The organism is Nanhaiella sioensis (genome assembly GCF_046557775.1).
Classification (GTDB): domain Bacteria; phylum Bacillota; class Bacilli; order Bacillales; family SM2101; genus Nanhaiella; species Nanhaiella sioensis.
In genome coordinates this window covers 203,552-225,110 of record NZ_JBKAEG010000001.1, presented here as the reverse complement: position 1 = coordinate 225,110, position 21,559 = coordinate 203,552, and the positions used below count along the sequence as shown (strand labels likewise).

19 protein-coding genes are annotated in these 21,559 nt (G+C 32.0%); 11 read left to right on the top strand and 8 right to left on the bottom strand.

Annotated features, from left to right (window positions below; all coding sequences use genetic code 11):
• Positions 1-527 precede the first annotated feature (527 nt).
• Positions 528-1,058: a hypothetical protein gene (locus V1503_RS01025; RefSeq protein ID WP_410624131.1), complete on the top strand. Its 531-nt coding sequence runs from the start codon at positions 528-530 to the stop codon at positions 1,056-1,058.
• 165 nt (positions 1,059-1,223) lie between these two features.
• Here V1503_RS01025 and V1503_RS01020 read toward each other — a convergent pair whose 3' ends face one another.
• Together V1503_RS01020 and V1503_RS01015 are read right to left on the bottom strand one after the other, a co-directional pair.
• Positions 1,224-1,553 (bottom strand): YolD-like family protein, encoded by a 330-nt coding sequence (locus V1503_RS01020; RefSeq protein ID WP_410624129.1) that lies wholly within the window; start codon positions 1,551-1,553, stop codon positions 1,224-1,226.
• A gap of 309 nt (positions 1,554-1,862) precedes the next feature.
• Entirely contained in the window at positions 1,863-2,123 is a 261-nt protein-coding gene (locus tag V1503_RS01015; RefSeq protein ID WP_214484525.1) for a hypothetical protein, read from the bottom strand.
• 577 nt (positions 2,124-2,700) lie between these two features.
• Between V1503_RS01015 and V1503_RS01010 the strand changes: the two genes are divergently transcribed.
• Positions 2,701-3,132 carry a hypothetical protein gene (locus V1503_RS01010; protein WP_410624127.1) on the top strand — a complete coding sequence of 144 codons (432 nt, stop codon included), beginning with the start codon at positions 2,701-2,703 and terminating at the stop codon, positions 3,130-3,132.
• 1,093 nt (positions 3,133-4,225) lie between these two features.
• Here V1503_RS01010 and V1503_RS01005 read toward each other — a convergent pair.
• Positions 4,226-5,379, bottom strand: a protein-coding gene (locus V1503_RS01005; protein ID WP_410624125.1) for an IS3 family transposase whose coding sequence is annotated in 2 segments (ribosomal slippage) — positions 4,226-5,127 and positions 5,127-5,379 — 1,155 coding nt in all. Because the reading frame shifts where the segments join, the coding sequence is not laid out codon by codon here.
• Positions 5,380-6,173: 794 nt separating this feature from the next.
• On the opposite strand from V1503_RS01005, the gene V1503_RS01000 reads away from it, so the two are divergent.
• A complete protein-coding gene (locus tag V1503_RS01000; RefSeq protein WP_320257408.1) occupies positions 6,174-6,374 on the top strand; it encodes a hypothetical protein in 201 nt (66 codons plus the stop codon).
• 325 nt (positions 6,375-6,699) lie between these two features.
• Positions 6,700-7,686 (top strand): LNS2 domain-containing protein, encoded by a 987-nt coding sequence (locus tag V1503_RS00995; RefSeq protein ID WP_410624123.1) that lies wholly within the window; start codon positions 6,700-6,702, stop codon positions 7,684-7,686.
• A gap of 398 nt (positions 7,687-8,084) precedes the next feature.
• Here V1503_RS00995 and V1503_RS00990 read toward each other — a convergent pair whose 3' ends face one another.
• On the bottom strand, positions 8,085-8,492 hold the full coding sequence (locus tag V1503_RS00990) for an RDD family protein (protein WP_410624121.1): 408 nt from the start codon (positions 8,490-8,492) through the stop codon (positions 8,085-8,087).
• 500 nt (positions 8,493-8,992) lie between these two features.
• Between V1503_RS00990 and V1503_RS00985 the strand changes: the two genes are divergently transcribed.
• Positions 8,993-10,030: a beta-propeller fold lactonase family protein gene (locus V1503_RS00985; RefSeq protein ID WP_410624119.1), complete on the top strand. Its 1,038-nt coding sequence runs from the start codon at positions 8,993-8,995 to the stop codon at positions 10,028-10,030.
• A 392-nt stretch (positions 10,031-10,422) separates the two neighbouring features.
• Positions 10,423-10,695, top strand: a complete 273-nt coding sequence (locus tag V1503_RS00980) for a hypothetical protein (RefSeq protein ID WP_214484530.1) — start codon at positions 10,423-10,425, stop codon at positions 10,693-10,695.
• A gap of 389 nt (positions 10,696-11,084) precedes the next feature.
• On the opposite strand, the gene V1503_RS00975 is transcribed toward V1503_RS00980, so the two are convergent.
• The 3 genes from V1503_RS00975 to V1503_RS00965 form a co-directional block, all read right to left on the bottom strand.
• Positions 11,085-11,246, bottom strand: coding sequence for a DUF6019 family protein (locus V1503_RS00975; protein ID WP_410629360.1), 162 nt, complete (start codon positions 11,244-11,246; stop codon positions 11,085-11,087).
• A gap of 343 nt (positions 11,247-11,589) precedes the next feature.
• Complete coding sequence (locus V1503_RS00970) at positions 11,590-11,799, bottom strand: hypothetical protein (RefSeq protein WP_410624117.1); 210 nt, start codon at positions 11,797-11,799, stop codon at positions 11,590-11,592.
• Positions 11,800-12,309: 510 nt separating this feature from the next.
• Entirely contained in the window at positions 12,310-12,690 is a 381-nt protein-coding gene (locus V1503_RS00965) for a hypothetical protein (protein ID WP_320257402.1), read from the bottom strand.
• A 346-nt stretch (positions 12,691-13,036) separates the two neighbouring features.
• Between V1503_RS00965 and V1503_RS00960 the strand changes: the two genes are divergently transcribed.
• The 5 genes from V1503_RS00960 (at position 13,037) to V1503_RS00940 (ending at position 18,824) form a co-directional block, all read left to right on the top strand.
• The gene (locus V1503_RS00960; RefSeq protein ID WP_250886837.1) at positions 13,037-13,195 is read left to right on the top strand and encodes an aspartyl-phosphate phosphatase Spo0E family protein; all 159 of its coding nucleotides are present in this window, start codon (positions 13,037-13,039) and stop codon (positions 13,193-13,195) included.
• A 212-nt stretch (positions 13,196-13,407) separates the two neighbouring features.
• Positions 13,408-13,878, top strand: coding sequence for a hypothetical protein (locus V1503_RS00955; RefSeq protein ID WP_410624114.1), 471 nt, complete (start codon positions 13,408-13,410; stop codon positions 13,876-13,878).
• Positions 13,879-15,929: 2,051 nt separating this feature from the next.
• Positions 15,930-16,463 carry an RNA polymerase sigma factor gene (locus V1503_RS00950; RefSeq protein ID WP_410624112.1) on the top strand — a complete coding sequence of 178 codons (534 nt, stop codon included), beginning with the start codon at positions 15,930-15,932 and terminating at the stop codon, positions 16,461-16,463.
• Positions 16,447-17,025 carry a hypothetical protein gene (locus V1503_RS00945; protein ID WP_410624110.1) on the top strand — a complete coding sequence of 193 codons (579 nt, stop codon included), beginning with the start codon at positions 16,447-16,449 and terminating at the stop codon, positions 17,023-17,025. Before V1503_RS00950 ends, V1503_RS00945 begins: the two co-directional genes overlap by 17 nt.
• 1,331 nt (positions 17,026-18,356) lie before the next feature.
• Positions 18,357-18,824: a hypothetical protein gene (locus tag V1503_RS00940; protein WP_214482210.1), complete on the top strand. Its 468-nt coding sequence runs from the start codon at positions 18,357-18,359 to the stop codon at positions 18,822-18,824.
• A gap of 342 nt (positions 18,825-19,166) precedes the next feature.
• On the opposite strand, the gene V1503_RS00935 is transcribed toward V1503_RS00940, so the two are convergent.
• Positions 19,167-20,978, bottom strand: coding sequence for a glycoside hydrolase family 16 protein (locus tag V1503_RS00935; protein WP_410624108.1), 1,812 nt, complete (start codon positions 20,976-20,978; stop codon positions 19,167-19,169).
• Positions 20,979-21,559 lie beyond the last annotated feature (581 nt).

Genomic DNA, 21,559 nt, shown 5'->3' with positions numbered 1-21,559 from the left:
GGAAGTATGACAGTTTAGTTGTTCATTAATTGAAGCAAATGATTTCAATCAAGATAATGTAAGTGACATAGTTACATAAATATGGAGGTTTTATGTATTTTGAAATACTTAATTGCTGGTATGCAATGAAATGACTTAGTCACTTGAATGAAGTGTAGCCAATCCAAGTAATAGGGGGTAAATAGGTGATATAAAATGAAGTGTAATTAAAGTTATTTTCATCACATAAATACATACAAAGATTCAAAAATGGTTTTAATATTTGGAAAAAAATCAAATGCTTGGTGCAATTTTGCATGAAAGCATAAATACTAGCTAAGTTTGAAAGGTACGAACATTACGGAAAGATGGAAAGGGATAAGAAAGTAAGAGCATGAGTGTAACAAAAACAACTTAAAAAAATATTCCATGTTAACAACTAGTAAATTAATTGATTTTCCATAAAATGTACAAACCAACTATCCCCTTTTTTAGTTAATAACAATACTTATATAGTGTACAAAAAAAAGAAAGGGTTGGAAACATTTATGGAAAAAGAAGTGACATTTTGTGAACCTTCACAAATAATAGCAGAGCCAGTTGAAGAATTAGATTGTATAACATTATGTAACGTAGCTGTTAAAAAAGAGAGAACATGTAGGAGTGAAGAAGAAATTATTTGTTGTTTAGAAACATGCAATGATTTTCCAATTGTTCGTATAGATGATTGTAGAGCATGTTTTATAGATTCTTGTTGTGAGGTCAAAGAGGATAGTTCAATTACTGGATTAAAAACAGCAGATGTAAGTGCTACTTTCCAAATTTCGGTGTTAGTTCAAACTCAAGCACCTAGTGGAGAATTATGTCCTGCAGTTTGTACGAGAAATATTACTGTAGACATCCCTGATGTATTTGAGTCTTGTGAAATCAAAAACTGTAGAGTTGTTGAAGCTAGGGCAGAATGTAGAGCTGATAGGTTTGAAGGATGCGAGATATTTGTTTTTGTTGAAGTGGATATTAGAACTGAAGCATGTGTATTAGAAAATGAAGTTAAAGTTGCAAGGTGTTTATTTGGGTAACAAATATGAGTACACTCCAGTATTGAGCTGGAGTGCTCTTATTTTTAAAAGCAACAATTAATGCGAAAACAGCCATATAAAAAGATAATCCTTACTCAAAATAACATATACCATTATAGGTAGGTTTTTTATGTGTTCACTCTGTCGGGTACATCATGATGTTTGTTATATTATTTGTACATTAATAATGTCTTCAAATTTAATTATATGTATTTCATCGAATTTATCGGTTACTCTAATATGCCTGTGGAATTGATCTATAAAATGAATATATCCCATACATGGCTTAAAAGCCCCGTTCTCAAAATATGTCACAGTCACTTCCTGTGTAAACTCCAAAGCTTCCAGGACTGTACTATTAATTTCCTCTATCTCATGCTCATCTAAGACAGGCTTTTGCACCTTATAATAATCAGCCTTTGCTTCTTTCATCATCTTCATATGTTCAGGTTGTATAAATGCGGGCATCCATTTCATAATTCCTCGATCTTTCAAACGTATCACCTCTGTACTTATTATATACGAAAATATGTTCGTTTAGTAAAGAAATAAGTTATAAAAAATCTAGTTATCTATCCTCACAAATGATTGGGAATAATATATTTTGTAGTCGGAAAGGAATTTCCAACTTAATTATCTGTATTTATATGAATAGAGGAGTTAAAGTTTTGCATTTATCTATCATATAGTTCGATAAAGAAAAGTAAATTTTGTCTCAAATCATTATAAAAATCTTAGACAAACTGAAAGAATACCCAAATTCGAGTACTCTTTCAGTTGTAAAGAATAACAATAGATATATATTTACTTAACCCAAGGTGGTTTAGGTTTAGGGTCTTCTTCTTTACAGTCGCAGAATACTAAAGTGAATAAACTCAGAAATCTGCAATCTGCATCGTCTGTTGCATCACTAATCTCAAGCATTCTCTCAAATTGCTTAGCAATATCAACGTTAGTTAAACTATCAATGGCACCTTCAACTTTACCCGCAATATCATAATCCTCTTTACAAGAATCACAGAATGCTAAAGTGAATAAACTTAAAAAAGTACAATTATGAGCCATGTTATTCCTCATCCTCTCAATTAATTAATATAAATATCAAATTTATAGTATGTCTCATAAAGCACTTATGTGTAGATACTAGTACATAATATAAGAAATGTATTTATACCTATGAGGCAGAGTGATTACTGAAGTGTGAAAACAATAATAATTATGTCTGAGAGTCTGTAGCACTAATGTTAAAATAACAATTACCTAAAATTGAAAAGTTCTTAATAAATTCAATATTATAATCCTATATTTAACATTTATGTGATAAATTACAATATGGTTATGCATAACCATATTTCTCTTTTTCATTTTTCTAATCCCTAGAATTATCTGGGGATCTTTTTGAGTTAATCAACATAATGGATGTTGTGTCTATTAATCTCTAACTGTGTAATGTCAGTTAAATCCTATTTATAAAACTCAGTTGTGTTGGCAACATGGTTACAGATAAAATAACGGTGATCGCTGTACGTTCCAGTTTACTTGTTGACGTCAGTTCACCAAAGAATTTTTACTTACCCGTCTAATCAAAAATATATAACTTTGCATACAATACTCCAAACAAATGATGAAAAGAGGTTCTTTTATGGGTGCCTATGTTTCAAAATCCTCCTGTTGCGGAAGTACCAAGACGCTCAGTACGGAAAAGATAGCTTGCTGCGATTGTCCGATGGAAATTGATTCGCAAACCAGAAATATCAACCTTACTTGTGGTCAATCTATGACGGTTTTTGGTGGGAACTTTAGAGGACTATTGTCCGGGTCAATTGCTGTAGGAGAGGATTCTGCCTGTGGCCTTCGTGTTACTATCACGACAAACGGTGTAGATGTTGTACTAGATATCCCTCTTCCAAATGATCCGGAAAATAGCAATACTTTAAGTATTGCATATACAAATGTATCTAATATCACTGTTGCCTGCATGAGTGATGGGGGTGGAGATTGTATTGGTAATTATTCTTATAAACTGATCGATAGATGTATTAGTCCTTCGTTACCTAGCCCTCCTCCACCCTAATCTGCAGATTTGACTTAATAAATCACCCTCAAAATAAATATTCTTCTTCAAGGGCGATCGTTTGTATTTCTATTAGACATTATAAATAACTTACCGTAGAGATATTTGCTCTTTATGAAATAAGGGGAATTTTCTTAATCTCCTTCAAGTCTGTATCTGCTTTTTCTCATTAACTTATTCCATAGCAGTTGATGAGCTTGAAGTTGTATCAAAGAGAACTCATTTAGTAATGAAACGGGATTTACAGAAATGTTCCGAGTATCCCACTCCATGAGGGTATAAAAGTGATTAACTGGAAAATGGAAACTCAAGAAGAGGACGAACAATATCTTAAAATTCTATTAATTTTACACAATATCTATCGCCTCTTAAAGCTGAAGATGACTTTGAAGGAGAATCTTGGAGTTTAAACCGGTTAAGATGGACAAAAGGTGGACAAAAAATAAGCCGTTGAAATATACTGTTATCCTTAAAAACATACAATGTATTTCACTGACTGGATGATATGAAAACAGCCCAACTCTATGTGTAGAGTTGGGCGTTTCTTATAATTAACTAGTTTGTTGAAAAGAGGTGACCTTGATAGACAATAACTCTAGACCAATGATAATTATCCAATAATCATGACTGTCAAGCCAAGAGGAACTCTCAACTACACAAGCAGTTTGCCATCTGGAGTAAAGGTGGCGAATAATGGAAATATCCTCATCAGAATAGTGGTAATTTTTACATCAAAGACGACACAGTTCTTTCGTCATTGCTAGCTTAGTTAGCGAGTTTTCCATTGAAAGATAGGTTGGGCAGATAAACATGATCTACAACAGGTAAAGTAGTGGTCACAGTTTTCACATCAATCACTGTTGTCGTCATATTCGAACTTCTCTGTTATATAATTATTACTATAAAGATATGACAAGATTAGTTTGAATGATTAACTGAAACAACAACTCTTACTTAAGCTGGTAGGAATAATTGAAAAACAAACTCTAATGACAGGTTGTAAATTTCTTTTATTTGGCTCCTTTCGTATACTTTGTTTTTTTTTAGTCACATTGAACTTGAGTCAATATCTTGGACACAAAAAGATTAAGTTTTATGCAGAGTCTTTGAATAGTTCTTCTATTGCTTGGGGTGTTTTATAAGCAATGCTGCTATGCTTTCTTTTTCTGTTATACCATGCTTCGATAAATTCAAAGATGGCGATATTGGCAGTTTTATAGTCTAGATATTGAACATGATTTACTTCTTCTTTCTTCAATATAGCGTGGAAAGATTCAATACAGGCGTTATCATAAGGGCATCCTTTTTGGCTAAAGGAGTGTGTTATACCATAAGATTTAATACGATCAGTAAATGCTTGGCTTGTATATTGTGAACCTAGGTCAGTATGTAGAATTAACCCTTCGGGTGGTAATTGAGTTACGTAAGCGTTTTCTAGAGCTTTTATTACGACGTCTGTTGTCATTTCCTCTGAAAAGGAATAGCCGACAATCTTTCGCGAATGTAAATCCATCACCGATGCTAAATAGCACCATCCGTCTTTCACCGTATGCACATAAGTTATATCAGCCACCCACTTTTCATTAATTGATGCAGTTGAAAAATCTCTTTTCAAGATGTTTTCTCGATTTACAACTTTCTCATTTGAACTATATGGACGGAATTTCTTTTTAACAATAGAGTGGATATCAGCTTTTTTCATTAAACGTTGAACACGTTTCAAACTGATGTGTATTCCTTCTTCTGTTAGTTGATGGTGAATTTTTGGAGCCCCATAACGTCCTTTACTCTCTTTATGGATCGTTGTCATTCGCTCAGTGATTTGTCTATTTTCTTTTTCACGTTTTGATTCAACCTTATTTAATGATTGATAATATGTACTGCGAGGTATATTCAATACCTCACACATAAGTGACACTGGATGTTCTGTCGTTTTCTCTTGGATGAAGCCCATTAGCTCGTCTGAATTTACTTTTTCGCGAATATGGCCATAGCCTTTTTTAAGATTTCATTCTCCTCTTGAAGACGAAGCATCTGCTTTTGCATCTTAGAAATATCATCAGCTGTAAGGCTTAAACCATCTTCTGTTTTAATAGGAGAGTACTTCTTATTCCAATTATAAATAGTTACTTCCGATACGCCATATTCATTACTAAGTTCTTTGACTGAGCTACCAGAACGGTAAAGTTCAACAATCATTTTCTTGAAATCTTGGGTATATTTTTTGCCTGTATTTTTGTTTCCCATCCGGACACAACCTTTCTAAGTACATTTTAAGTACTTAACGTTTTTGTGTCCATAAAACTATACTAACTCCACATTTTAGTAACTGATGTGTATTAATATTTATAGCCTTTAGTGAAGAAAAAATACCGGTGTTTAGCTCGTATTACTAAAAGCAACAAGTAATGCGAGAGCAGCCTTTTATGATGTTTCTTTTTGATTTGTTAACACGATGATAAGGAGAGAGGATATGAAGAGGTTTATGAACTTGTACGGTTTTTTGCTTTTTACTTTATCCCTTACATTGTTGGGTTTGCTTCTTTTAATGAATAGTGTTAATTATGGTTCAGTTACTGCAAATAAATACTTGAGAGAGAAAAGGGGAGGAAGTATGAATTCTGAAGAATTCTTAATCATTAAAGAGGGATACTTATATTCTTATATTACACTAGGTGGAGTAATGTTTTTCGTGGGGCTCTTATTTTCTTGTCTATGTTTATATATAAATTTTAATAAATATAACAAAAGTCACCAATAAAAAGCACTATCATAAAACATAACGTTTTTTATTTAGAATTTTTTTGAAAAGTTTGTTGCTGTTGCTATTAAATTACATTCATACGAATCTGTTTAATACGTGTGTTAACGTTTTACAGTTGAAAAATGTACCTTAGAATGAGCTTTAAAACTAAAAAGTATAGTAAAACTTTGCATTTGTATATTTGAATGCAGGGTTTTTTTGTTTTCGTAAACTAGGATCCAAGCTATTTTTTTATACATGAATACTATGAAATTATCAAACAAAAGGAGGTGAGTTTATGTCTGTTGAATTAGGACAACCAACTATTGAAATTGTAACAGATGTAACACAATCAGATGTCGGAGTAGGACTAACTGAAACAGCAATTACGGGGTTTATTGACATTGAGAAAGTAATTATAATAGGTGATCGAGTTGTCATAATAGAAAAGAAATTACCATTTTCGTATTCAATTATTACAGGAGTTTTAGAAGGATAAATGAAAATAATCAAAACGAGACTAGGGTTGGAAACAGCCCTAGTTTAACTTAGTAAACTAAATGATTCACTTGTATACTAAAGCCTTAAAGTAGTCTTTTTTTGTAAGTATGCAAGTTTATTTCTTTAGGGATTCATGAATAATAGGTAAACTCTTCTCACTTATTCGTAGAGTAAGGAAAAAAACTGTAAACAAGTATTAGCACATTACTTAAATTTTGAAAATACAAAAAATTAACAATAATCTGTAGTTTGTGTAGTGTATTCTATGATACGATTGAGTAGTTTAATAGTAAATAAAAAACATATAGAAAGGATATGGTAGAGTGAAAAAAATCATTTTTTCATTAATCGTCCTAGTACCATTCATTATTACACTAAAAGGTCAAGTATACGCTTCAGAGAATTCTAGTGAGCTATATTTTGACTTATCTACAGATGCTTTTCCTAGCATTGAACCGGAGGGGTTTACCGGTTTTTTTAATCAATATTTCATAACAACTCATACTCCACATCATAATGGGTATGACAAAATCTATAACACGACTGAATCACAAGTAATAGAAGGAAAATTCCAATATGGTGATATAAGAAAAGACCTTGAAGGCGAATGGGTTTCAATTTATTTATGGTCATTTGCTGAGGACGATGCTATTTGGAGAAAGATAGGTAGGGAAAAAACTAATTCAGATGGTCGAATATTATATAATATCCCTGAAGATCAAAAGTTAGATAGGGGGTTGCACCTAGTTAGATTACATGTTGAAGGTGATGCAACCTTTACAAATATGCTTATTAAAGTCATTGACCAAAATGAAAAATTTGTTGTATTTGATATTGATGGTACGTTGACAACTGATGACCTTGAGTCGGTAAAAGAGTATGCTGATGAATATTTTTCAGAGACATATCGGGCAGAAATGTATGAAGGTGCTAATGAGGTTGTAAAATTTTATGTTGAACAAGGTTACAATATTATTTACTTAACTGCTAGACCATATTGGTTATCAAGTGTTTCACAAAAATGGTTGATTGATAATGACTTTCCGTTTGGGTTGCTACATACGTATCCGGAAGGATCTTTTGCTAATGACGCAGCAGGCTATAAAGAAGACTATTTACTAAGTGTATTGAATAGAGAAGGCTCGGTAGACTTTGCTTACGGAAATGCGTTAACAGATATAGAAGCATATTTAAATATTGGGTTAAGTAACGATCAAGTATTTATTATCGGAGAGAATGCAGATGTAGAGAGAATTACAGCTGTTAATAATTATCCAGATCACTTAATGACACTTGGAAATCTCCAATAGACCTAATAGAGCAAATATTCGCGAATATTTGCTCTAACTATCACGCCTTGAGAACCTATGAAAATTATACCGTGGACGAAAAAATATTACTTAGTTAAAACTCATTTTCCGATGTGTCCCTGGAAATTTGTTACAGTTGCCTCATTGCCATTATTTCATCGTAATAACAACAGAGCGGTAGCTATCATATCATCAAAGTTCGGTGAGTTTTACATCACTAACAAAGAGTGTGGCGTGGAAACATTCACATAGTAATGTAAGCAAAATTACCTAGATGATTGTTACCTTGATTAGTAATAATATCTGTCTAAGGGATCGTGGTGACAAGAAAGAAATAGAATTACAATAATAGGATGGTTTTTTGGGGTGAGGGCACAAGTTCATGTACCCGGGTATTTTTATACTTTTTCTGGTTTATCATTAGTTACATATGTACCCGCGATAAAGTCATGAAGAGAACGACAATCTTTACGAATTAACACCATTAATATGCTAATTAGCAAACCAATTCCTATCGTTAAAATATATACATATTGTGCAAGGAAAGTTCGCATGAACATGGTGAATAAAGTAACATCAGCACCATTCTTTTTAATAATTCTAATACCTGATAGTCTTTTTCCAACATTGTAACCGTACCAAAGTACTGGAGCTAAAAATATATATAGGACGAAAATAAAATCAATATGTAATAGATCTATCCCAATAAGATAATGACTGAAAAGAGCAAGTGGCAAGTATACACATATAATATCTAGTATTAAAGCACCTAAACGCTGAAAAAATCTTGCTGGATTATGTAACATCATAAACACACCTCGATCCTACATCATTATAAACCTTATATAGGGTGCATACTAGAAAAATAGGATTGGTAAATACTACAGCGTACAGGGATTTACCTTCTTTTGAGAAAATGCATATTCAATCTCGTAGATTATCAATGAGTATCTAATGATTCAAATCCGTACTTACCTACACTTCTATTACCCTTATATGCTAAAAATATTCCTCGTTCAAAATTAAGTAATAGTCATTACATTAATAGACCCCGTGACTTAATTTCTCTCTCTTTAATTTCTTATACACTTTTCTATATTTATAAGCCTTTTTTTATTTGCAGTTGTTGACATGTTTATTATTATAGAAAGTTGTCGCTATTTTGTTGATCATTGAATCAAATAGTTAAATGAAAAAAATTAGTACAAAAGGGGGGACCTTATTCGCAAATTTTCCTTTATCGTAAATTCATTTATAAACCTGTCGAGCATACACTGAACTATAACAACTAAAGGAGGTCGGTACAATGGTACTGGCTTATGTTGCAAATGGAGATGGCACCGTGTCGGCTATCGATACTAAGAAGAATTCCGTGATCGCTACAATATTTGTTGGAAATCAACCAAATAATATAGCAATCACTCCTGACGGCAAATTTGCTTATGTTCTGAAAACCGATAGAAATTTTATGGGCACTGTATCTGTAATAGATATCAAAACACATTCAATCATTGCTACAATACCGATAAATAATAATGCTAGCTCCCAAAATAATATCGCCTTTACTCCCAGTGGTAAATTAGCGTATGTCACGAACCTTGGCTCTAGTAACGTATCAGTTATTGACACTAAGACGCACTCGGTCATTGCTACTGTTGATGTTGAAATAGGGCCAAGAAGTATTGCTATTTCACCAGATGGTAAGTTGGTCTTTGTTTCTAAATCTCAGAGTGTGTCAGTTATTGATACAAAGACTCACAATGTGATTGCTACTGTTCCTGTTGGAGATTTTCCGAGGGTTATAGCTATTGTACCGGGTGGGAAACTACTCTATGTTTCAAATAATTCTTCAGGAAATATTTCCGTCATAGATACGAATACTCACTCGATCATTGCTACTGTGACAGTTGAGAATATGCCAAGCGATATCGTATTTACACCAAATGGGAAAATGGCATATTTATTAAATGGAAACCAAAATGCCATAGGTTCAGTATCTGTAATCGATGTTAAAACTCATTCTGTAATCGCTACAATTCCAGTAGGGAACACCGAAGACCTACCAAATGATATTGCAATAACATCAGAAGGGAAATTAGTGTACGTAACTACTTTATTCGGAGACGAAGTAACAGTTATTGATACAAAAATGCAATCAATCATTGCGACAGTTCAAGTAGGTCGTTTTCCAGCAGATGTCACCTTCACACCCGACGGAAAACGAGCATATGTTGCGAATAACCTCGGTGCTACAGTAACAGTAATTGATGTAAAAACGCATTCTGTAATCTCAACTGTTAGCGTTGGTACTAATCCTCAAGCAATAGCAATTACACCACAATGAGCGCCAGCAAATATGCTGGCTTTTCGGTAATCATGATAAATCGAAATACGACTTTAAATAAAAGAAAGTCTTTAATAAAGGCTCTTTTCGTAAACATTGTTACTATTGTTATCAATTTAGTACTATAAAAGGTAGTTTTAATTGTTAGTCATCGTTGTACAGGAGAGAAGATGCTAGGTTTACTTGTAATACGAAAAGCAACCATCAATGCGAAAAAACAATCTTAATAAATGTGAAGAGTTTAAGGACAATAAGGCCTTAGGTTTTTGGACTGACTATATTGGATTTGAAGAGGATGTTGTTAAGAATTACACAGACTAATGATTGTTATACAAATAAAAAATGCCAAGGAGTTTTCAATTGTGTTTTTGTATATAGGAGGGTGAAATAAAATGAAAGCTTTCTTTCTGTTATTTGTATTAATTTTCATTATTGTTGGTATTGTAAAGAGTAAAAATAAAGATTATCTTAGGTTGAGTGGCATATCTCTAATAACCATATTTACTCTAAATGCTCTATCATTATCGAATCATCAACCAGTTAATAATGCATATTTGGTATTCTTTTATCTATCTGATGAACAGGTAGATTTATTAATTCAATTCTCTATTGGTTTGGCTTTAGTAGGGCTAATTATGTACATTTACTCTGATTATAAAGAATAAGTGATAAATTCCCATTACTCTTTCTGAATGATCATCCTCGAATTTAAGGTTAAAGTAGAATCCATTCCGTTATAAATTGCTCCTGAACAAATAAGAACAACTCCTACACTTGCGAGGTAGAACCTATTAAAGCTTTCCGAAAGAATGTTCAGAAGCTTACCAAATGCAGCCCAAGCATAAAAATCATCACTAAATAGATCAGTATGTTACTTAGTCTCTTTATAACATCTCCTTCTTACTTAATAACCTTATATTAATTATATACATTTAGGAGTAGGAGAGGAGTCATCGTTTCTAATGTTCACTAATGAAATTCACAGCTTTGATAGTCATATATGTGTTTGATATAGGATAGGGTACATGAAGAAGTTTCACATTTACGTTAAGGGCTAATTTGACTTGTGTCTTTTTTTAATATCATGTCTAACCAGTTTACTCATCATGGATTCATCGATTCCATTTTTTACAGCACGTTTTATTATTTCATATAAGGCGATTAAGAGGATAGGGATAGCAAATAAAATCAAAAACAAAAACTCCAACAGATTCACTCCTAACAAATAGTAAATATTTACTAGATTAAAAATTTACTAACATCAAGTTCCTTCACTGTTTAAGCATAGGTGTTAAAAATAGTTAAATCTTATCTCGTTCTGCTAGTAATTTTTCAATCATTTTCTTTGTCATAGAATTATCAACGCCATTTTTCACAGCCCTTGTAATAACCCAATACATTGCGAGTAGATTGACAACCCAAAACATAAGAAAAAAAGTAATAAATATAAAATCAATTGAATAACCAAAATTAAATTATATCACCCCTTTTTGAACAGGTTGTCTCGAAAATAAGTGCTCACAATGGGAGTATCGTGGTTAAAAACCAAGGCACGCTGGTCAATGAATATTTATATTGAGGGTCTCACCATTATCAAAACGAAGATTTTCTTTATTACAGGTTATTAACCCTTTGCATTTGGGGCATGTGACTGTAGTACCTATTATGATAGCAAAATCATATGTTCTTCTATCATAAATTTTTACTGGTGAAGGAAACCAAAATGAACATTCTTGGCAATGGATTTCAAGTGAATTTATATCAGTCATGTATACACCTCCTTGTATTATTTATTCTATTCTTTACAATAAATCATATGATAAATCAGGATGTCTAGATGAATAAGAAGACAGCCAAAATAAAAAAGAGGCCTAGCTTATCATATTAACCAGACCTACTAAAGAAGTTAAGAAGTCAAATTTCTATCCTCCAATTTTAAGATAATAAAAAAGTTATCGCTATTAGCTAAGCTTCGAATTTATATCTTTGCATAAGGCTCTTTTTGTAAATTTTGTTGTTATTTTCATCAAATTTGTATTTTTAGAAATGGATTTAGGTGTTAGGCATTTTGTTTCAGACGAAGAGCAAATGCAAAAAACTCTAGTTGTGTAAATGATATGCTTATTTCCTACATAGAAAAACAACAATTATTATGAAAACAGCCTTGCATAAATCAATTGTTAATGAAACTATATATAATTAAATTCGTTATTCTCAAAAAAAAATTATTATAGAAAGCACCGTCATGAACAATGTAGGTTACGTAAAAGAGGGAACTCTTAAGCATCTAATACTGTATAAACGTCTGTGGAAGAAAATAACGGTATGAATGTGTTGTTTTCAGCAATTTGTGTTTCAATCGTATAAATACCTACTTTTTTAAAAGTTATAAGAAGAAATCCACATGATAATTCTTCATTAATGGTAGAGTTAAAGATTATTGTTCCATTTTCATCAAAGTTAAGAGGGAAAAATTGTCCACTTTCAGAATCATAAGAAAAGGTCTCTATATCCTTTCCTTGGTTAGGGTCTGCTAATGTAGAAAACACTGTCACTTCACTAGGGACTTGATCAACAGTTGCTTGAAAGCACGAAAAAAAGCCTTGTTGCTCATCAACAATAATTGTGTTATCTAAGGTTGTATAAAAGCTTATAGACATATTCTGTACACCTCCTAGATTAAAGGATACTTACAGTTTATTCACTCTAAAAGATAATTGGTTGTATATTAATACTATTTGAAATGTTTGTTTTAACATTTATGAACGAAAAGTAGTTTAGCGGATAATAAGGTAAGTTGAATAGTGCTCTTTGAAAATTTTTTTACTAATAGATTAAACGTTTAGATCAAACCTTATTTTAAGGACCAAAGAATTTATATGCATGTCAATATTCCTCTAGTAGGTTAAGTTACCTAAGTGACTCATATCACTATTCTGAATCTTTTTATACTTTACACTACTCCTATAGTATTAAGTAGATTTTGGGTGTGAAGGAGTCAGTTTGATGACTAACTTACTACAAATGATTGAAAACAAAAGAGAAGAAATGAAAGAAATAGCTGAAAGAGAGGGACTTACAAGTGATAAGGTTATTCGATGTAGTCAAGAGTTAGATAAGCTTTTGAATGATTACCAAATATCAATGGCAGTGACGAAGGACTAACTCGTATTCAACTTAACTAGAACATTTATTAAAAACATCTCCTTTTCAGTACGTTTTCTTCTGTCATAGATCTCTATTTCCATATACAACCTTTGTGATGTATCCAAACATTGTATTTTTTACTGAATAAACTATTTTGAGACATTCTTTTATATGAGAACTTTTATTTTCTAATAGGGTGTGTCAATTGACATGATGTAGGGGGTGAATAAATGACTAAGAACAATTCTCCAGTTTTTCTCTCTACCCAAGAAGAAAGACCTGTAGAACTCCCATTAGACGGAAGTAGGGTAGAGTTACTAAGATTAAGAATACCAGAACATTTATATGGAAGACAGACGAAACTTGATGGGTTCTTTCAGTCAAATTTTTTTGTGGTTGGTATGGAAGATAATATCGAGCCCGTACAATTACCCTACAAATATGAAATCGCTTATCAAATAATGCTTGAATCAGCTGAAGCTAACTACTCTCCTGCCTCTTCCATATTATTAGATACTGTGAGTGGAGTACAGCAGCCTGTTCGATTCGATGTAGAGCATAACACAAATCCAAACTTTACGGTTTCCTTACCTTGTGTTTCAGGAGACCTCTTGCTGATGGCATCTGTTGTTGAAACTCAGGGGGGTGTGGCTGGAGCATTTGTTAATACTAGATCAATGAATGCCTTATTGATTAATTAATATTGACTAAATTCCTAAATGAAGGGCACAGTATGATATGGCTCTGTTTCATAATAGCCTTAGTAATTTTTCATTGTCGATTTAACAAAGAGGCTGGGACAAAACCCAATTAAAATGAAGAAACCGCACGAAATCATATTTATAAACCTTGATTTCGTGCGGTTTTATTTTTGCTTAATGTATAAAAACCAGTTAGTTTTCCACTTATGTCCCAGCCTCAAAATAAAGGAGGTGAATTCAAGAGAGATGATTGTAAATATCAGCTGTATTTCTAATTTTGTGAATTCTGTTATTAAACATATGCATCGATTTTGAATTCTTTAAGTAATTTACTAATTTGGATGTTTCTTCTTACAAGTAGCTCATTCTACATGAGATAACATACAACCTCTTTTGTTTCAATAAGTGGATATAGACATAAAAGAGCTTACTACTCATGGATTATGTAAAGGATAAATTGGGAGGCCGGTTAACATTGATGGTACTGATTGGCTCACATGTTGAGTAATTTGATAAGTATCTAAAGCTTAGATTGTTAAATTTTTCAAATCATTTTACATACGATTTTATTTAATAGATCATTTGTCACAGTAAGATAAATTGCCATAATACTTCTTATTAGTATAATTTCCTTATTTTGGATAATTTATATTGTGATGCTTTAAAATGCCCTATATAATGAGACTGATTAATATGAAGATGACTATAATTCGCATTGTCAGGATATTTTAATTAGGAGGTGTGACTGTTGAAAAAACTAATTACGCTTGTTATGATATTCGGATTATTAGCACCTTTCAGTGCAGGTAATGTCGAAGCATCAGGTAATTGCGGTGGGAAAACAGAAAACCCTTGTGATGTCTACTAAAGGTTGTTTATATGTTGCTTTTAAACAAAGAAATAACTAGGTATAAGCCAAGGATTCGTGGTACCTTATCTCGTAGGTCAATTTCATAAAATTATCTATTGCTGTTCTAACTTAGTCTCAATTGCAATTAAGTTTATGAAAAGAACCTTATTAAAAACACGCTTAGCAACAAGAACAACATCATTAGGAAATTATTGATGATTTGTTCATAGCTATTTTTATTTTTTTGTCTGGCCCACACCAAAAAGGATAGGGGAACATAATTTAAAATGGATGGGATTGCTTCACTTCACATTAGCCCCTACTTTTGGAGCAGGGGCTTTTTTATATTATATTAAGAATCAATGATAACAATATGCAACCATATTGGGTATTTTTGGATCTTAAGATCACAATACTTGTTAACAGAGCTTTGCTGAAGTTAACTAACTAACACGTTTGTTGTAAATAACAACTTTTCATTAATATTATTATGTACATATCAAAACAAACTGTTTGAAGAATATACAGCTTAGATTTCCATACTCTTCATATAATAACTATATTCTCAAATAGTATTTATAGTTATACAAACCTGCTAGAGCTTAAACAACTGTAAATACTAGTTTTATAACTTTGCTTCGTCGAAAATTATTTTCCGTACTAACATTAAGATAGATTTTTACGCATTGTTTCTTCAACGAGAAATGAAATGTTTAAGGAGGTTAGTGATAAACAGAAGCTTAAAAACTGTTGTATATCGCTTTAATAATTTGAAACTGTAACTATACTGAAAGAGTTAAATTCAGAATGTGAGTTAATGGATTTCAGAACTAATAACTACTCAAAAAAGATAACAGCTATTTTTTATGAGACATTATGATAATGGTGTTTTACATTTTACCTAGCTGTAAACCTCCCCAAAAAAGTTCATTTCAAGCTTATTCGCAAATCACAGTTGATCTTTGTTACACATAAATTATCAGTCATAAATGTATATGTGTTGGATGGTTGTCACTTTTTCACAAATAATTTATAAAGCAGGGATCTATATGTGAATATCAAAATATTAATGGTTTTGATTGATTTCATTAGTATTTTAAAGGTTTATCTATATTAAAGTCTTGTAATGCTGATAGAAGGCAAATGAATATTTGAAATTTTTATGTTAATATTTTGTAAAATAAATATAGGAGGAGGGAATATGCGGAGAGATAATATCGCAAAAGATATACTTCATCTTTATGATCTATATAGTGGTCGGATTTTTAAATTTATTTTTGTACTTACTAATGACTACCATATTGCACAAGACTTAACTCATGAAACTTTTATGCAAGTTGATAACTCATATTATCAGTTAAAAAAACAAGAAAAAGTAGAAACCTGGTTATTTCAAATTGCTCATAATATTTCTATTGATTATTTTAGAAGGAAGAAATTAAATGTAGTTGAGCGTATGAGGTCATCTTCAAAAGAGAAGGAAGTTGCACCCTCAATAGAGAATACAATCATTATCAATGAACATTTTAAAGAATTGTACCAAGCTCTTATAAAGCTGAAACCTTCATACCGAGAAGTTATTATTCTTAGAAAGATAGAAGAATTATCGATTAAAGAAACTAGTAAAATTTTAGGATGGAAAGAAAGTAAAGTGACAACTACATTATCTAGAGCGCTAAAGGAACTTCAACAGAAACTAGAAGCAGGTGGATATGTATATGAGCAATTTTCCTAAAGAAAATTCATTTAAGCATATAAAAACGTTGGATGAAAGCATACAATGGAATCCAGAAAAACAATTTGAGTTAAGACAAAAGTTAGAGTATAACATTAATAAAAAAAATAAGAGAAAAGTATTCAAAATAAGGTTACTCCCAATAATCGGTGTTGTTACTGCAATGTGCATGATGGGTATTCTGTTAATTCCATATGTGCTGGAAAACGATATTAATGAAGCGGGAAATGCTTCAGCACCTGTCGAAAAAATAGCTGATGCTGTACTAAGTGTTGAAGAATTACTTAATGATGACTCTGTAGAATATTACGTGAATTTAGACATACATGAAGGCTCAGAATGTAATTTTTGGCTAAATAATTTACATAATAGTTACAATTATAAGTACAAAGTATATGCTCCCGATGGAAGTTTAATTGGGGAATCAATAACTGCTGGCTCACAGGAAAGACTATATTCTGTAGATTTGAATGAATATGGGTCAGGTGAGTATAAAATAAAGGTGTATACTCCTAATGGTAATATAGGAGGTAAATATCATTTGAGAGTGAGAAACTTTTAAAGGATTAGGATAAGAAAAACTGAATTACTCCTCTTTGCTTGTTCGTATCAGAATAAGTGTAAAACAATAAAACTATATAGTAGGGATAGGAAATCATTTTTTAGGTTAATAAATAACAGGACAACCTGTTGATAGAACAACATAAAAATAATCACCTAGTTTTGAAAAAACTTCTGCACTATGAGAATTAAATCATAATCTGCCTTTACTATTCCTTGAAGATTGTTCAATTCAAAACCGAAAAAAAAAAGACACACTAGAGAGTAAGTGTGCCTAAAAGAAAAGAGGTGGGTTATGAAAAAGTTCATTAACACTGTATTAATATTAAACTAAAATTGTGTGTGGATTCTATGGGATGTTTATGTGATTTTGTGTGATTAAGCTTAGATCTATTAAAATAACAAAGAGGATGTCTTAAATATTAAATTTCCTACTTGGAAAGCGGTAATTAACGAATAAAATGTGTATTGAAATCAATACCCAGTTTATGGATATTATAGGTGGCGTGTTTAATACAATGGTTTTTATAAAAATAAATATATTTATATAAAATGTTAAAATACGTAGCATTTTAAAAGGATATATAATCAAATATCAATAAATCCCTCCTCAGATCAAAATCATACTTTTGCGAAATTTGATACAATAATTATAGAAATTAATTTCCCCCTAATGCACTTATATAGCATTAATTTTGTAGATAAAACGTTACTATTTGTAACGTTTTATTTCTTTTTCACTTATAGTTGTGCGACATAATTGAGAAGGGAAGAAGAATTACAATAGATACATCATCGTTATGTAGATGAAATTCTTTATTACACGGAAATAATCAATTAGTAAAACAGTGTACCTCAGATAAAAAAGTTAAATAGGCTTAATAGAAGAGTATGTATATCTAAGTCAAGCTGAATTGCCAAATAAGGTGTTTGAATTCGATGAGTGCAGAAAAAGTCCTTTAGTGGCTCATAAAGAGAATGGGAAAATGATGGAGATTAAGCTATTATTCCTAAGCTACTTATATACATGTTTGTTACACAAAAACCAAGTCACTTTAGAAGGCTAAATACTTTTTACTCTCTCTAACGAAACTATCATACAAATTAATTACGATTCTAAGTAGTATTGTACGGTATAAATCTAAAATTCATTTAGTAATGGTCTGAAACAGTATGAAGGTTTTTGGGTTTTTTATAGCATTTCTGTCTTGCATGAGAAATTTATCCAAGCACTGCTGCTTTAAGTTGAATAATATATTCTGTAGTCTAATGAATAGGACTCAGATTCTCACAGAACTTATGACATTCTAGAATAGATAGGGGGGAGAATAATTGACTAAAAACCATGATATCGCATTTCTTTCTACACAAGAAGATAAGCCTGCTATACTACCATTAGATGGAACTAGAGTAGAGCTGCTAAGGTTAAGAATTCCAAAACATTTATATGGAAGACAGGTGAAGCTTGATGGATTTCTTCAGTCGAATTTTGCTGTAGCGGGTTTTGAGAATGATGTTGAACTTTCTAGTTTTCCATATAAATATGAGTTAGCTTATCAAGTAATGGTTGAATCAGCAGAAGCTAATTTAACAATGGCTTCTCCGTTATTATTAGACACAGTAAGTGGAGTACAGCAGCCAGCACAGTTTGATGTAGAGCATAACACAAACCCAAACTTTACAATTTCAATACCTTGCCTAGCAGGAGATCTTGTGCTTATGGCTTCTGTTGTTGAAACACAAGGGGGTGTAGAAGGCGCTTTTGTAAATACTAGATCGATGAATGCTCTTTTGTTTTAAGCTAACTTAAATGATAGCCAAGATAAAAATCTCGAAAGACGCCATAATAATATATGCAAAGGGAGAAGCGATTGTCTAATTATGTTCAACATAATATGCTATATCTTACTAGATAAGTTGAAAGCTTCTTTGGTAAACAGTTAATACAAAAAATTTGAACCGTTAGAGAAAGTATATTTTGTTGAAGTTTTTGCCGAAAAAAAGAACCACGAACAATAATTGTATTTGTGATTTCTAGTAGTTAAAAGCAGCAATTTTATGCGAAAACGCCAAATTAAGCTAAAGAAAGGATAACTGTCGAGTTATCCTTTCTCTACATTGTTAATCATTTCATAACCGTTGTTAATGCTGTACGATAGATACGTTATCGATATAAACTGTTGTAGCAGCATTTCCCCCCTCGATATTTCCTAGTTCAAATACTATCTTTCCGTTAGTATATGTTTGCTCTGTCATTTGGAAAGAGTAGGTAAATGTCTGCATGTCGGTTGTTAAATCAAAAATTTCTGTATTGGCATACGGTATAAACCATGGATCTGTTGTAAGTTCTTTACCGATATTAACATTCATCTTTCTTGGTGTATCACTTCTAGCATCAAATGTAACCGTATACAATTTACCGTTGTTAAATTCAATACCATTTTGGTACACTTGTGGAGAATAAGCTACATTACCAACTGTTTGCATTTCAATTGCTAATTCACCATTTACAACTGATTTATTACCCTCTGCAACACCCGTCCATTGATCTCCCCACCATGCTGTCCAAAAATGATCATTTGTAGCAAAATCGCCATTTTTTAAAAGGTTTTCTCCGATGGGTTCGATGACTACATTATCTATGAAAATATTATGTGCACCTGCGCCATATTTGCCCATTAATAATTTTAGACTGACTGCATCAGACTGTGGCATTGTCATTTGAAAGCTGTAATTATTCATATTGCTGGATAAATTAATTGTTTCACTCAAGTATCTATTATATTGTGAGTTCTCTATAGAAACGACCATATCCCTATCAATTGTTGATCTTGCATCGAAGGATACGAGATAATCCAGGTCTTGTTGTAAATTTAACCCTCTTTTCTCTAATATAACGCTCCATTCTTCGTTACCTTGTTCAGAAATAACAACATTAGCTTCTTCATTTTCTGCTAATATTTGAGCTACTGTATCATGATGCACATATGGTGACCAATCGCTTAAGCCACAAGAAAAGTCAAAGTTCCTATCTACTGTTGGAATGCAACCATTTTCGTCATTTGCTTCATATACGCGCACATAGTCAATTTCCATTTTTCCTGGAAACGCAGTTGGATCATCAGGATTTTCTGTAAATTGGCCTCCTACTGCTAGATTTAGAATGATATAGAATTCTTGGTCAAACGGTGCTGGAAATGGATTCAGTTCTTCAGCAGGATTAAGGCTAAACCAGTTGTTTAAAGTTTGATATAAATTTCCGTCAACATACCAACGAATTTCTCCAGGTTCCCATTCTACTGAATAAGTATGGAAGTCTGTAATCGCTCCACCTTCAGGGAAATGATATGCTTTACCTGTGTATTCTCTTATTGGCCATAAACCACCATAATGTATCGTACCTGAAGCTTCATGGGGTTTACCTCCAGAAGCTTCCATTATATCAATTTCACCAGAAGCAGGCCATGATCCATAAACATTATCAGTTGGAAGAAGCCAAAATGCTGGCCACAATCCATTACCTTTTGGGGATTTTATTCTCGCTTCAAATTTTCCATATTTTTGCCCAAATAATCCCTTTGTTTTAAGCTTGGCAGATGTATAGTCATATGTACCATATTCATCAGATATTTGCTCTTGCTTTGCTTCAATAACTAGATTGCCATTATTAATATATGAATTCCCGGGAGCATCTGTATAATATTGCTCTTCATTATTTCCCCAGCCTGGTGCGTCAGTAATTACATTACCATTTTCATCAACAAGATAGTTTCCGAAATCATAAGTCCATTTTGTCCTGTCAATCTCATTTCCATTAAATTCGTCGCTCCACACAAGATTCCATTCAGAGCTGTTTGCTGCTTGTACATTAATTTGACTTTCTGCTCTACTTGCAGAAGTTAGAGTTGGGATACTAATTAGTAAGCATAATAAAAAAGTTAGTAATTTTTTCATTTGAAACCTCCTAAATTAGTTTTTTACATTATTTATTTTAATAATACTAATTTCAACTAGGTAGGTATGTTATTTTGGAAACGGTTACATTTTTTTGTATTGTGATTATTTTTATTTGTTTGTAGAAAAATTGTAGAAGTAGTGTTTAAATAGATAATCTTAAAATTCATTATTTAGTTGAAGGAACGATACTATAGGCTGTTACCTATAAAACTAGTTTTAGAATAGCTTTTGCTTTATGTAATTTTGAGAGAAACAAGTATAGTAATCGTAAAATTGTTTGCTGTAATTATAGTTACATAAATATCCACCCAATGCTCTGAGTTCAGTAACATTTTACAAAATATATGGAAAAGAGATAATCAACAAAGGAATTTCGTGGAAGCTATTATCATAAATGTACTTCTAGCATTTCTGGGTCGTAGAGGAGATGCGAAGTTAATATATGAGGAAAAAGAGGCTGGGACATAAGTGGAAAACTAACTGGTTTTTATACATTAAGCAAAAATAAAACCGCACGAAATCAAGGTTTATAAATATGATTTCGTGCGGTTTCTTCATTTTAATTGGGTTTTGTCCCA